Source organism: Shewanella intestini (assembly GCF_018221465.1).
Taxonomy (GTDB): Bacteria; Pseudomonadota; Gammaproteobacteria; order Enterobacterales; family Shewanellaceae; genus Shewanella; species Shewanella intestini.
Window position 1 is genome coordinate 1 of record NZ_JAAIKR010000015.1, and the last position, 14165, is coordinate 14165.

The following is a 14165-nucleotide window of genomic DNA, read 5'->3' on the forward strand; positions in this document are numbered from 1 at the left end:
CAATTAGCGTCTTAAACCAAGCTGGCTCGGTGCTGGCAAGTACTTCGTTTACACGTTGTATTTGCTGCTGTGCCGTGTCAGTGGATGCGCATTATAGGGAGATTTTAGAACTGCGCAAGGGCTTTTTATTAAAAAAATCACTTTTTTTTCAATAAATACCAAATTGCCTATTTACGCACATTTAACTCACTAGTTATCCTCAATTTTATCCACATTTCATATTTAAATAGCCATTTTGACGACGATTGCTGGGACTTGTTATTCGCTTTATAGATAAACATAAAATCAATTTAAATGGTTAGATTGGTTGCTTGTCTGCTTGTCTGCTTGTCTGCTTGTCTGCTTGTCTGCTTGTCTGCTTGTCTGCAGGCCATTTTTTTATGCAGATACAAAAAAGCAGCGCAAGTGCGCTGCTTTTATTTCACGGTATGTTGCGATTAAGACAACTTACCATGGCATTGTTTGTATTTTTTGCCCGAACCACATGGACATGGATCGTTACGACCAATTTTCTCACCTTCACGAATAACGGTTTTAGGTGCTTCTGGTACAGCTGAATCTTCTTCACCGAGTGCCTGTGAGCCAGCATGTTGATAATCATGTTGGATCTTTTCTTGCTCTTCACGACGGCGCTGTTCCATTTCATCTACATCTGATTGAGCTTGCACTTGAACTTTAGACAGAATACTGATGACGTCATTCTTTAATGAGTCCAACATTTGTTGGAATAATTCAAATGACTCACGTTTATACTCTTGCTTAGGGTTTTTCTGTGCATAACCACGTAAATGGATACCTTGACGTAAGTGATCCATCGCCGCTAAGTGTTCTTTCCACAAACCATCTAAGGTTTGAAGCATGACGGCTTTTTCAAACTGACGTAAAACGCCTTCGCCAACCATTTCTTCTTTATTCTTATATGATGTCACCCAAGTTTCAAGAATACGTTCACGAAGGGTTTCTTCGTGTAGGTCATCTTCATTGTCTAACCATTCTTGAATAGTTAACCCTAAGCTAAACTCATTTTTAAGGCGTTGCTCAAGTCCGGCAACATCCCACAATTCTTCTACTGATTGTGGTGGAATGTATTGATTGATGATATCGGTAATAACGTCTTGTTCGATATTACGGATGGTATCTTCAATACTTTCCGCATCCATCAATTGATTACGTTGAGAGTAAACCACTTGGCGTTGATCATTGGCCACGTCATCGTATTCAAGTAATTGCTTACGAATATCAAAGTTACGGGCTTCGACTTTACGTTGGGCATTTTCAATTGCACGAGATACCCAAGGATGTTCAATCGCTTCTCCTTGTTCCATCCCTAGTTTTTTCATCATGCCTGATACACGATCAGAGGCGAAGATGCGCATTAAGCTATCTTCCATAGAAAGATAAAAACGAGATGAACCTGAATCACCTTGACGACCTGAACGACCACGCAATTGGTTATCAATACGACGTGATTCGTGACGTTCGGTACCAAGAATGTGTAAGCCACCTGCTGCCACGACCTCATCGTGGCGTACTTGCCAGTCAGCTTTAATTTTAGCAATATCCGCGTCTGATGGATTTGCAAGCGCTGCCACTTCCATATTCCAGTTACCGCCCAATACGATATCGGTACCACGACCTGCCATGTTAGTCGCAATTGTTACAGCACCGAGTCGACCAGCTTGAGCTACGATGTCAGCTTCTTTTTCGTGGAATTTAGCATTCAAGACATTATGAGGGATTTTTGCTTGTTGTAATAACGTTGCTAATACTTCTGATTGCTCAATAGAGACAGTACCAACTAAAACGGGTTGGCCACGTTCACGACAACCTAGAACATCTTTAATGATCGCATCATATTTTTCTTGTGCGGTCAGATAAACTAAATCGGCCATGTCTTTTCTGACCATTGGACGGTTTGTTGGTACGACGACAGTGTCTAATCCATAAATGTGTTGGAATTCGAATGCTTCTGTATCGGCAGTACCTGTCATACCCGCTAGTTTTTCGTATTGGCGGAAGTAGTTTTGGAATGTGATTGACGCTAATGTTTGGTTTTCGTTTTGAATATTCACACCTTCTTTTGCTTCTACAGCTTGGTGTAAACCTTCTGACCAGCGACGACCTGGCATCGTGCGGCCAGTATGTTCATCAACAATAACAATTTCATCATCCTGAACAATATAATCAACATCACGTTCAAATAATTTATGAGCACGTAGACCTGCATAAACATGGTGCAGTAAAGAAATGTTTGCCGCTGAATATAACGAGTCATCATTTGACAACATGCCACGTTCGATAAGCAGCTTCTCTACTTTTTCTTGACCACGTTCGGTCAAATGCACTTGTTTGGCTTTTTCGTCAATACTGAAGTCACCTTCACCGACATAGTCTTCGGTGTCTTCTTTATCTTGACGGATAAGTTGTGGAATAAAGGTATTTACCTTGGTGTATGAATCAGAACTGTCTTCTGCAGCACCTGAGATAATCAACGGAGTACGCGCCTCATCAATTAAGATTGAGTCGACTTCATCGATTAAGGCGTAATGTAAAGGACGTTGCACACGCTCTTCTGGAGAAAATGCCATGTTGTCACGAAGGTAATCGAAGCCAAATTCATTATTGGTACCGTATGTGATATCAGAATTATACGCTTCTTTTTTCTCTGCTTGTCCTAAACCGGCAACGTTAATCCCGACAGTAAAACCTAAGAATTCAAATAATGGACGGTTAATTTCAGCATCACGACGAGCAAGGTAGTCATTGACTGTAATGACGTGAACACCTTTACCGGTTAAACCATTTAAATAAGCTGGTAAGGTTGCAGTAAGCGTTTTACCTTCACCGGTACGCATTTCAGCTATGCGATTGCTGTCTAACACCATGCCACCAAGTAGCTGTACGTCGAAATGTCGCATACCAAATACACGGGTTGAGGCTTCACGCACAACGGCATAGGCTTCAGCCATTAAGGCTTCAATTGATTCACCGCCTTCAATACGCTCACGAAACTCAGCAGTTTTCGCTTTAAGCTCTTCATCAGAAAGCTGTTGGTACTCAGCTTCTAATGCATTAATGTTTTTGACAATTTTGCCAAGACTTTTCAGGGTACGGTCGTTGCGACTTCCAAATACTTTTGTCAGTAATTTACCTAACATCTTAATCACTTATCTATTGATGGCTTGGCTCGATGAGCGCAAAAACCGAATTTATAAACTGGCTTTACGATAAACAAATTTTCGTGGGTCAATTTGTTGTCCGTTTCGTAATACCTCGTAATGCACATGTGGGCCGGTTGACCTACCTGTACTTCCCATGCTGGCAATGATATCGCCTTTGGCCACGACATCACCCACGTTTACTGACAAAGCTTTATTATGTCCATACCGAGTGTGGAGACCATTACCATGATCGATTTCCACTAACTCGCCATAACCAAACATACTTCCTGACCATGTAATTACCCCTGCAGCAGTGGCAATTACATCAGCACCTTCACTCCCAGCGAAATCAATACCTTTATGCATTGTCCGTCGACCGGTGAAAGGATCATTACGTAAACCATAAGCAGACGATAACCAACCTGTGGAGATCGGTCTGCCAGAAATGTAGCGCTCTTTATCTATATGGAGATTAGAAGAGACAGTTTCAAGTAAAGATAACTGAGTATTGTTATTATCTATTCTTGATGCCAAAGAATTCATGTCATCGATTAATTGTTTGAGTTCAATTTTTCGACCTATTTCATTCATACCACCTAGTCCGACTTCATCAGAAAAATCGAATTGTTCAGTCAGTAAATTGTTATCTGCAACTTGTTGACCTAATGCTTCTAGACGGGTGAGTTTGGCCTGCAATTTTGCCACGTGCGTGACGAGCAGAGCCAGTTGGGATTCTGTAGCAGACTTAAGTTCAACGACTTGCTGCTTTTGTTGTTCGCGAAGGTGTTTGTTGTCGTCAACCTGCGCCTGTTGTTCGGCAAAACGGTCTTCGGTGTATTGATACAATCCTGTACCTGCAACCATCAGCATCAGCGGCAAAAGAAACCATCGCTTACCTGGCTGCCAGCGAGTAACGCCATTTCGACCTTGAATAAAAACTGTTACACTCATAGCCTATTTTAGCCATTTAATTATCATATGAAAAAGCCCCCTCAGGATCTCAGCAGTTTATTACATTTATCAGGTTCATTTCCTGAACTTGCTGAGAAAGCAGAACTCATTAATAACCTGAACTATCATGTGAAACAGGTATTAATTGGTCCTGTGGCTGATCAGCTTCATGTGGCCAATCTCCGCCAGGGTGTTCTTGTTATTGAAACAACTTCTGCAGCGTGGGCTGCCAGAGTTAATTTCCAAAAGCCTAAACTACTACGACAACTTCAGGCTGAAACATTACCGATGCTAACCGCTATTGAGGTAAAAATAAATCCTCGATTAGCAAAAGTTGAGCGCCATCAAACTGTAAACCAATCTAAAATCAGTGCGCAATCTGCTAAACATATTGAAGCATTAGCTGACAATGTGGAAGGTTCACTGGGCGTAAAACTAAAACGGCTGGCTGCATTAGCCAGCCGTAATAGGCAAAACGATTAACTTAAACGCCAATGGCGCCTGGCACCATAAAGCTCACTGGCACCTCAGCTTCATTTTCGAAGCTTACCAACTCCCAAGATTCTTGTTGAGCAAGTAACGCTCTTACAAGTTGGTTATTGAGTGCATGACCCGTTTTGTATGCGCAAAACTCACCGACAATAGCATGTCCAGCAACATATAAGTCACCGAATGCATCGAGAATTTTGTGCTTAACGAACTCATCGTCATAACGCAGTCCATCGGGGTTAAGGACACGATACTCGTCAAGCACAACAGCATTTTCCATGCTGCCGCCTAGCGCTAAATTATTTGCGCGAAGATATTCAATATCACGCATAAAACCAAAGGTTCTTGCGCGGCTGATATCTTTAACAAATGCCGAAGTGGAAAAGTTCATTACCATATGTTGCTGGCTTCTTGAGATTTCGGGGTGATTGAAATCAATTTTGAAGTCAACTTTAAAACCTTTAAATGGCTTTAACTCAGCCCATTTATCACCGTCTTCAACACGGATTGGCTTGGTAATTTTAAGGTATTTTTTTGGTGCTGCTTGTTCTTTAATTCCTGCGCTTTGCAGTAAAAAAACAAACGGACTAGCACTGCCATCCATAATTGGAATTTCAGGTGCATCGACTTCGATAACCGCGTTATCAATGCCAAGACCGGCAAGCGCGGCAAAAAGATGCTCAATTGTTGAAATTCGCACACCATCATCATTAACAAGTGCAGTGCACATTGTTGTTTCACGTACAAGATGCGCCTTAGCAGGAATAGACACTACTGGATTTAAATCTGTACGCTTTAAAATGATGCCTGTATTAGCAGGTGCGGGTAAAATGCATAGAGTGACCTTGTTGCCAGAGTGTAATCCGACACCAATGCTTCTTACCATTTTTTGAACTGTTCTTTGAAAAATCATGTCAGTTACCCGTTAAATTTCTTAATAAACAATTAGATGCACTAAATTGACGCTAAGCACCGTGCATAGCTGGACACGTATGCTATCACAATTTTGACTATTAACAAAAAAATAGCCACATATTGGGAGTATACGTGTAGCTGCTTGCACTGAATAACTCAACTTAACAACCCGATTATGTTGTTATCTAATCGGGCAAAGCAAAGATAATTTAGTCGGCTTGCTTACGTAAGAACGCTGGAATATCAAGATATTCTGGATCGCTACGTGTTTCAGTTGCCGTTTGCTGTGCCGCATTACCTGAAGTATATGTCGGTGCTGAAGTTTGTGCTTGAGCATCATCAATAACTTCTGGTGTTACAACAGCTGGTTCTGCTGCTACCGGCTCTGGACGAGGTGCCACAGGCTTTGAGACTAATTGAATATCAGGCTTTTTCTCAGCACCAATACCAGTAGCAACGACCGTCACGCGTAGCTCTTCACTCATTTCAGGGTCAATCACTGCGCCCACAACCACAGTTGCATTGTCAGAAGCATATGCTTTGACATGGTTACCTACGGTTTCAAGCTCTTCAATACTGATATCCATACCGGCAGTAATGTTAACCAATACGCCGCGTGCACCAGCTAGATCAATATCTTCTAGTAACGGGCTCGCCACTGCAGATTCTGCAGCTTCTTCAGCGCGGTCATCACCTTTAGCAACACCGGTACCCATCATGGCATTACCCATTTCAGACATAACAGTTTTGACATCGGCGAAATCGACGTTAATTAAACCGGGACGGGTAATTAGCTCTGCAATACCTTGCACTGCGCCTAACAATACGTTGTTCGCGGCAGCAAAAGCGTCAAGTAATGATGTACCACGGCCTAATACTTTCAATAGCTTTTCATTAGGAATAGTGATCAATGAGTCAACGTGTTTAGCAAGTTGCTCAATCCCTTGATCGGCATAAGTCATACGCTTTTTGCCTTCAAATGGGAACGGCTTAGTCACAACAGCCACAGTCAAAATGCCTTCTTCACGTGCAACTTCTGCAACAACAGGTGCGGCACCAGTACCGGTTCCGCCACCCATACCAGCAGCGATAAACACCATGTCTGAGCCTTTAATAGCCGAGCGGATGTTTTCTTTATCTTCTTCTGCAGCTTGACGTCCCACTTCTGGGTTAGCTCCAGCACCAAGACCTTTAGTCACATCTCGGCCTAACTGGATTGTCGAGCCAGCGCTTGATTTACGCAGCGCCTGTGCATCTGTATTTGTTACGATAAACTCAACACCTTCGATGCTGTGTTTAACCATATGTTCAACAGCGTTTCCGCCACCGCCACCGACGCCGATGACCTTAATCACCGCTTCGTCTGAATGAGTGTCCATGATCTCAAACATTGTCTGATCTCCGTTTGTATGCGTTATTAAAATTCACCCTTAAACCAGCTTTTTGCCCTGTTTAAAAAGCTAGTAACCCCTTGACGATCTGGGCGCTCGTATTGACGCTCAATCACCCTTCTCGCCCCATAATGCAATAAACCAATTCCAGTTGAATAAATTGGTTTATCCACTTGTTCAAATAAGCCTTTTACAGGCAATGGTGATGCCACACGAACTGGCATACCAAATGTTGCTTCAGCAATGTCTACGGCACCATCTATTGACGATGTACCACCGGTTAAAACGATGCCTGCTGCAATTTGTTCTTCAAGACCACTGTCTTTCAATTGTTTAAGAACTAACTCAAACAATTCTTCATATCGTGGCTCAACCACTTCAGCAAGCGTATGACGTGACATACTCCTAGATGGACGCCCACCCACTGAAGGAACTTCAATACTTTCTTCACGACTAACGCGATTACTGCGAGCACTGGCGTACTGCACTTTAATTTGCTCTGCATTAGGCTGTGGTGTTCTAAAGATTTTTGCAATGTCGCTCGTCACTTGGTTACCGGCAACAGGTACGACCGCACAATGGCGAAGCGCACCGCTGGTATAAACCACAATATCAGTCGTGCCACCGCCAATATCAACTAAGCAAACACCTAAGTCTTTTTCATCGCTTGTTAACACCGAGTCAGCAGATGCAATACCCGCAAACACTAAATCGTCAACGGTTAAGCCACAGCGTTCAACACTTTTGGTGATGTTCTTGGCCATGTCATTAGCACAAGTCACAATGTGAGCTTTGGCTTCCATACGCATGCCTGACATACCAATTGGACTTTTAATGCCGTCTTGCACATCAATAGAGTATTCTTGCGGTAACACATGCAAAATACGACGCTCAGTTGGGATCTTCACTGACCGGGCAGTGTGGATCACGTTATCAACGTCTTCTTGTGTGACTTCTTCATCATTAATCGACACCATGCCATTTTCATTTTGGCAAGCAATGTGTTTACCCGAAATACTGAGATAAACCGATGATACTTGGCAATCTGCCATCAACTCGGCTTGGTCAAGTGCACGCTGAACACTACGGACGATAGAGTCAAGGTCGTTAACACCACCTTTATCCATACCGCGTGACGGATGGTTACCTAAGCCAATAATGCTTATCTCTCCGTCTGGCAGCACTTCACCAATGATAACCGCAACCTTTGATGTGCCAATGTCTAACCCTACAATGAGGTTCTTTTCGAGATTTTTGGTCATTTATCGTCGATTCTCTTTTTTAGTTTTCTGCCAGCCTACCGCAAATCCGGTATCGTATCGCAAATCTATCGTGTCTATCTTTTTATCCGACTGCATCAGTGTCGGGTATACATTAATAAAGCGTTGCACGCGAGACATCTTGTCTTCTCGCCCTAAATCAATTTTGATGCCGTTATCGAGCACAGCAAACCACGCATGACGTGGACTTAAATGTAAGCTGGCTAAATTAAACCCATTTATACTTAAAAGCTCATTAAGTTGCTGATAAACAGTTAACACTTCTTTTGCTGAACCTTCAGGCCCAGCAAGTAAAGGTAAGTTTTCGAGTTCTGGATGCATCAATGCATCAAAGACCTCACCTTTAACATTCACCCATGACGCGACATTCCAGTGAGCAAGTGCTTGTTGTTCTTGCAGTGTCACTTTAAATTTTGCTGGCCACTCCCGCCTTACCGATGCATGATAAACCCATGGCAACGCTTCTAAGGCTTTTTGAACATCCATGACATCAGCGTTAAAAAAGCTATTCGCTAGCATTGATTGCAGCGCCTGTTGAATTTCAGCATCTGAGGTAAACTGTCGCTCACCTTTTACAGCAATAGCCTCAATCGGTAGAGCATCTGCATCATTCAATACATCATGTAATGAATGCGCAATCCAGCCAATGCCAAATATTACACTGAATAAGAACAATAACCCCGTACACAAGTACCAATTAACTTGTTTTAAGGATTGCGTTAATTGGCGTCCTTTTTGACTCCAAGACAACTTACTGCCACTCCATTATTCGAATACGGTTTTCTGCACAGAAATCGGCCATTATATCGCCCATTTAACGACTATTAAAGTTTGAATTACTGTTTAAAAATTCATCAGCAAATCAATCATTTCCAACACTATTGTTTATTAAATCAAACCCTAAGCAATTTGAGGCTAATTGTTGCGATAAAGCACCAATATTCCCTGCTCCTTGAGTGAGCAATAAATCGCCATTTTGCAACACATCGGGCAATACTAATGCTAACTGTTCAGGTGTCGCAGCAAAAATAGGATCTAACTGACCGCGAGCACGAATAGAACGGCATAATGCACGTCCATCGGCCCCAGGGACAGGCGCTTCTCCAGCGGCATAAACATCAAGCAGTATCAGGCAATCAACTTGCGATAATACCTCAACAAAATCTTCATATAAATCACGTGTCCGACTAAATCGATGGGGTTGATAAGCCATCACCAAGCGCTTGTCAGGCCAACCTGCACGTGCGGCTTTGATGGTTGCAGCGACTTCGGTTGGATGATGTCCGTAATCATCAACTAACATGACATTACCATTTGAGGTGTTAAATTCGCCCAAATGCTGGAAGCGACGCCCAATCCCCTCAAAACTTGCAAGAGCACTGACGATGGCGTCATCTTCAATGTCGTCTTCGGTAGCAACTGCTATCGCCGCGAGTGCATTTAATACATTATGTTGGCCGGGTAAATTTAAAGTAATGGCTAAATCAGGTTTACCGACGCGTTTCACATTAAAGCGCGATTGATGTCCGCTTTGGTCAAAATCAATGGCTTGTATGTCAGCGTCATCACTAAACCCATAGGTCACTAACTTACGACCAATTCTTGGCATAAGTTCGCGCACAACGTCATCATCAATACATATCACTGCCACACCATAAAAAGGTAAATTATGCAAAAAATCAACAAAGGTATTTTTTAATACTTCAAAATCACCGCCATAGGTATCCATATGATCAGCTTCAATATTGGTGACAACACTAACCATGGGTTGTAAATGTAAAAAGCTCGCGTCACTTTCATCGGCTTCAGCAATCAAGTAACGGCTTGTACCTAGGCGCGCATTCGTGCCTGCACTATTTAATAAGCCACCAATAACAAAGGTCGGATCACGTTCTGCCTGGCCATATACACTAGATATTAAGCTGGTCGTCGTGGTTTTCCCATGTGTGCCAGCAATAGCCACACCGTGGCGGTAACGCATCAACTCAGCTAGCATTTCAGCACGACGAACAATCGGAGTACGATTTTCTTTTGCGGCGATAATTTCTGGGTTTTGCTCATCGATTGCCGTTGAAACAACCACAACATCGACCCCATTAACACTTTGAGCTTGATGACCAATAATCACTTTTGCACCAAAGCGAATCAGCCTTTGAGTGACGGTATTTGGGGCAATATCAGAACCACTGACTTGGTAGCCCTCATTAAGTAACACTTCAGCAATACCACCCATCCCAGCACCACCGATGCCAACAAAGTGAATGCGTTTGATCCGTCTCATTTCAGGGATCATTGTGCGTAGTTGTGCGTACTTTTCCGTTTTAGTCATTTCAACCCTTGCTTGCTAAAGACACGCAGATATCTGCGACTCTTTGGGTGGCATCAGTCACGGCCACACCTTTTGCTTGTTGTCCCATTAGGACTAATTCATTTCTATTTGACGCCAATCTAGATAGCTTTTCAGCAAGGCTTTGCGGCGTCATTTGCGACTGCGGTATTAAAAAACTCGCCCCAGCTTGCAGTAATACTGCCGCATTTTTAGTTTGATGATCATCAACCGCATGTGGGTATGGCACTAATATGCTCGGTAAACCCACTGCAGCAAGTTCTGACACGGTTAATGCACCTGAGCGACAAACAACAACATCCGCCCAACGATACGCCGCTTCCATATCGTCAATAAACTCGGTGACATTCACTGAATCTTGCTGGCCTTGTTGCTGGTACGATGCTTTTACAACATCCACATTGTGCTTACCAACTTGATGCCATACCGTCACCAAATGCTGCTTACTTAACATGGCTAGCGCGGAAGGCAAGGTGTCATTAAGCACTTTAGCGCCTAAGCTACCACCAACCACTAATACTTTTAATTCATGACTTTGGTTAGCCAAAGACAACGGTTTCTGTTGCCCTAAAACCACCAGCTCTTGTCTTATCGGGTTACCGACAACCTCAACATGTTTCACTGAACTGTCAAAGGTATCTGCAAATGCACATAAAACTTTTTTAGCTATTTTTGACAATAAGCGATTAGTTAACCCTGGTATCGCATTTTGTTCATGCAACACCACTGGAATACCTGACAATTTAGCTGCCACGCCACCAGGGCCGCTTGCAAAACCGCCCATCCCTAACACAACATCAGGCTGAAATTCATTTATTACGGTCTTAGCTTGAATAATTGAACGGATAATTTTAAACGGCGCAGCAAGCTTTCTTAGTTTGCCATTGCCGCGTACACCTTTAATATCGAGAAAGTCGATGTCAAAACCATATTGCGGCACTAAACGCGCTTCCATACGGTCTTTAGTACCAAGCCAACGCACTTGCCAACCTTTGTCAGCCAAATGCTTAGCCACGGCTAATGCAGGAAATACATGGCCACCAGTGCCACCAGCCATCACAAGTAATTTAGGCGCGTTTACTGTCGCAACTGAACTCATGACGTCGCCCTCCCTTGAATAGCTTGAATTAATCGCAACCGCCGTTCATAGTCGATTCGAATTAACAGCATAATTGCGGTCGTCATGACCCATAAACTACTGCCGCCATAACTCACAAATGGCAGCGTTAACCCTTTGGTTGGTAACATCCCAATACTGGCACCGACATTCACCACGGCCTGAAAACAAATCCACACCCCAACACCGTAAGCGACATAACCTTCAAACGGACGCTGTGAGTTCAAACAAAAGTTACCTAAACGAATGGCCCTTAAAGCGACAAAACAAAGCACACTAAGCACCAGTACAATGCCAACAAATCCCAGTTCTTCCCCAATAATGGCGAAAATAAAATCGGTGTGAGCCTCAGGTAAGTAAGCCAGTTTTTGAATGCTGTTACCTAAGCCTTGTCCAAACCAGTCGCCGCGCCCATAGGCCATTAACGATTGAGTTAACTGGTAACCACTGCCAAATGGGTCTTCCCAAGGGTCCATAAATGAGGTTACCCGTCGAAGTCGATAGGGTTCAAATAAGACCAATAATACAAAAGTGATCACGCCCAGCATAATCAATGCAAAAAAGTGAAGCAGTTTTGCGCCCGCTAAAAACAGTAAACTCACGGTACAAACAAACAGTACAACTACCGTACCTAAATCTGGCTGGAAAAGAATCAGCACCGCAAACAAGCAATAAACACCAATGGGCTTTAAAAAACCTTTATTGTTATCGAGCAGCTCATCATGGCGTCTCACTAAGTACCCCGCCATAAACACAATAAAAATAAACTTGGCGACTTCGGCAACCTGAATACGCAAAGGTCCGATGGATAACCAACGTCGCGCACCATTGACTGTTGTGCCAACAAATAACACGGCAATCAGCATCAACAACACTGCGAACATTAACTGCAGGCTGTACCGTTCCCAATACTTCACTTCTATGCGTAAAACAAATGCGGCTATCACTACGCAGCCAAGCAAATACAGTAAATGGCGAATAACAAAGTGATAAGGATTACCGGTTAATTTGGCAGCCTCAGGCATTGACGCCGACATCACCATTACAAAACCAAATCCCATCAACCCAATAACAGCAACTAATAAACTACGGTCATAAAGTTGTACTTCTGTGGGTTTCTCTTCACCTAATAATGTCAGCCAAGACCAATTAAGACCCCGCTTGAACAAACTCAGTTGTTGTTCAGCTTTGGCCATCTGTTATTTGCTCCACACACTGGATAAAATCATCACCACGCGCCATAAAGTTGGCATACATATCTAAGCTGGCACACGCTGGTGACAACATGACAATGTCACCTGACATTGCTTCAGCTGTGGCAACATTCACCGCTTCACTCATTGTGTTCACTTTAATTGCGCCTTCTTTTAATGCTGCAAGCTTATCGCCATCTTTGCCCAAGGCGATAACTTGTGAAACCTTATTCAAGGCAGGTATTAAAGGCGCAAAATCAGCATCTTTACCGTCGCCACCGACAATCAGATAAATGTCACCTAAGTGATCATTAAAGCCTTCAATGGCAGCAACAGTTGCCCCCACGTTTGTCGCTTTCGAGTCATTGATATACAACACGCCATTTTTTTCAGCAACTAATTCACAACGGTGCGATAAGCCTTTAAAGTCTTTCGCAATATCAATCATCACTTGCTTATCAATGTCACAAGCATCCACCAGCGCCATTGCCGCTATTACGTTGGCGTGGTTATGGCTGCCTATCAAACTAATGTCGTCTAATGCCATAATTTGGCTACTACCATGAAACACTTTACCGTCTGCAACGCCCCACTCATCGTGTTCTGGAACGCTTAAACTAAAGGTGTTTTGATTCATTGGTTCAAAGGGTTCTGTCAGTGCATCGTCACCGTTGAACATTAAAAAGCGCGTCTGTTGATAAAGGCGTAACTTAGCCTCACGGTATGCATTAATATCGCTATACCTATCCATATGATCTTCGCTAATGTTCAAGCATGTTGCTGCAATACAATTAAGTGATGATGTTGTCTCTAGCTGAAAACTCGACAGTTCCAGCACATAGTAATCAACATCTGCGTGCAGTAAATCTAAGGCAGGCACACCAATATTGCCGCCCATTACGGCTTTTTTACCACCGTGGACTAACATGTCTCGAACTAATGTCGTGACCGTTGATTTGCCGTTAGAGCCGGTAATACCAATCACGCATGGTTTTCTATGAGCAACCGCACGAGCAAATAGCTCAATATCACCAATCACTTCAATGCCCATATCTAGCACTGCGCGTACTTCTGGCGTATCCAAAGCAATACCGGGGCTAACAATAATTTGAGTCGCTTGTACTAAACCTCGGCAGTCAAACCCACCACAAATAAGCTCAATATCATGAAACTCATTGGCAAGCTCACTTGCACCTGGAGGGGTGCGGCGAGTATCCATGACTAACGGCTTAATCCCTTGGGATACCAAATAACGGACAACGGATAACCCCGTTGCACCTAACCCTAATACAATATGCGTATGGCCATTTTGCATTTGTTA

The 14165-nt window shown here is 43.3% G+C and carries 11 protein-coding genes; 1 reads left to right on the forward strand and 10 read right to left on the reverse strand.

Translation table 11 applies throughout. The features are described from left to right. Positions 1 to 437: 437 nt before the first annotated feature. The gene (gene secA, locus G3R48_RS13775) at positions 438 to 3158 is read right to left on the reverse strand and encodes a preprotein translocase subunit SecA (RefSeq protein ID WP_153665567.1); all 2721 of its coding nucleotides are present in this window, start codon (positions 3156 to 3158) and stop codon (positions 438 to 440) included. A 51-nt stretch (positions 3159 to 3209) separates the two neighbouring features. Then, a complete protein-coding gene (locus G3R48_RS13780; protein ID WP_153665569.1) occupies positions 3210 to 4112 on the reverse strand; it encodes a M23 family metallopeptidase in 903 nt (300 codons plus the stop codon). A 27-nt stretch (positions 4113 to 4139) separates the two neighbouring features. Here G3R48_RS13780 and G3R48_RS13785 point away from each other — a divergent pair, with 27 nt between their 5' ends. Further along, positions 4140 to 4595 carry a DUF721 domain-containing protein gene (locus G3R48_RS13785; protein WP_153665571.1) on the forward strand — a complete coding sequence of 152 codons (456 nt, stop codon included), beginning with the start codon at positions 4140 to 4142 and terminating at the stop codon, positions 4593 to 4595. A gap of 1 nt (position 4596) precedes the next feature. On the opposite strand, the gene lpxC is transcribed toward G3R48_RS13785, so the two are convergent. From lpxC to murD, 8 genes are all read right to left on the reverse strand, one after another. After that, positions 4597 to 5514 carry a UDP-3-O-acyl-N-acetylglucosamine deacetylase gene (gene lpxC / locus G3R48_RS13790; RefSeq protein WP_153665573.1) on the reverse strand — a complete coding sequence of 306 codons (918 nt, stop codon included), beginning with the start codon at positions 5512 to 5514 and terminating at the stop codon, positions 4597 to 4599. Positions 5515 to 5725: 211 nt separating this feature from the next. Further along, a complete protein-coding gene (ftsZ, locus tag G3R48_RS13795) occupies positions 5726 to 6907 on the reverse strand; it encodes a cell division protein FtsZ (protein ID WP_153665575.1) in 1182 nt (393 codons plus the stop codon). A 26-nt stretch (positions 6908 to 6933) separates the two neighbouring features. After that, positions 6934 to 8169: a cell division protein FtsA gene (gene ftsA, locus G3R48_RS13800; protein WP_153665577.1), complete on the reverse strand. Its 1236-nt coding sequence runs from the start codon at positions 8167 to 8169 to the stop codon at positions 6934 to 6936. After that, positions 8170 to 8937, reverse strand: a complete 768-nt coding sequence (locus G3R48_RS13805) for a cell division protein FtsQ/DivIB (RefSeq protein WP_153665579.1) — start codon at positions 8935 to 8937, stop codon at positions 8170 to 8172. Between the two features lie 112 nt (positions 8938 to 9049). Continuing rightward, a complete protein-coding gene (gene murC / locus G3R48_RS13810) occupies positions 9050 to 10516 on the reverse strand; it encodes a UDP-N-acetylmuramate--L-alanine ligase (protein ID WP_153665581.1) in 1467 nt (488 codons plus the stop codon). Between the two features lies 1 nt (position 10517). After that, positions 10518 to 11633, reverse strand: coding sequence for an undecaprenyldiphospho-muramoylpentapeptide beta-N-acetylglucosaminyltransferase (murG, locus tag G3R48_RS13815; RefSeq protein WP_153665583.1), 1116 nt, complete (start codon positions 11631 to 11633; stop codon positions 10518 to 10520). Next, positions 11630 to 12847 (reverse strand): cell division protein FtsW, encoded by a 1218-nt coding sequence (gene ftsW, locus G3R48_RS13820; RefSeq protein WP_153665585.1) that lies wholly within the window; start codon positions 12845 to 12847, stop codon positions 11630 to 11632. Before ftsW ends, murG begins: the two co-directional genes overlap by 4 nt. Continuing rightward, positions 12834 to 14159: a UDP-N-acetylmuramoyl-L-alanine--D-glutamate ligase gene (gene murD, locus G3R48_RS13825; RefSeq protein ID WP_153665587.1), complete on the reverse strand. Its 1326-nt coding sequence runs from the start codon at positions 14157 to 14159 to the stop codon at positions 12834 to 12836. Before murD ends, ftsW begins: the two co-directional genes overlap by 14 nt. Between the last annotated feature and the right edge of the window lie 6 nt (positions 14160 to 14165).

Excerpts from the sequence above, each read along its gene's own strand:
- secA (WP_153665567.1), bottom strand. The coding sequence starts at position 3,158 with ATGTTAGGTAAATTACTGACAAAAGTATTTGGAAGTCGCAACGACCGT.
- G3R48_RS13780 (WP_153665569.1), bottom strand. The coding sequence starts at position 4,112 with ATGAGTGTAACAGTTTTTATTCAAGGTCGAAATGGCGTTACTCGCTGG.
- G3R48_RS13785 (WP_153665571.1), top strand. The coding sequence starts at position 4,140 with ATGAAAAAGCCCCCTCAGGATCTCAGCAGTTTATTACATTTATCAGGT.
- lpxC (WP_153665573.1), bottom strand. The coding sequence starts at position 5,514 with ATGATTTTTCAAAGAACAGTTCAAAAAATGGTAAGAAGCATTGGTGTC.
- ftsZ (WP_153665575.1), bottom strand. The coding sequence starts at position 6,907 with ATGTTTGAGATCATGGACACTCATTCAGACGAAGCGGTGATTAAGGTC.
- ftsA (WP_153665577.1), bottom strand. The coding sequence starts at position 8,169 with ATGACCAAAAATCTCGAAAAGAACCTCATTGTAGGGTTAGACATTGGC.
- murC (WP_153665581.1), bottom strand. The coding sequence starts at position 10,516 with ATGACTAAAACGGAAAAGTACGCACAACTACGCACAATGATCCCTGAA.
- murG (WP_153665583.1), bottom strand. The coding sequence starts at position 11,633 with ATGAGTTCAGTTGCGACAGTAAACGCGCCTAAATTACTTGTGATGGCT.
- ftsW (WP_153665585.1), bottom strand. The coding sequence starts at position 12,847 with ATGGCCAAAGCTGAACAACAACTGAGTTTGTTCAAGCGGGGTCTTAAT.
- murD (WP_153665587.1), bottom strand. The coding sequence starts at position 14,159 with ATGCAAAATGGCCATACGCATATTGTATTAGGGTTAGGTGCAACGGGG.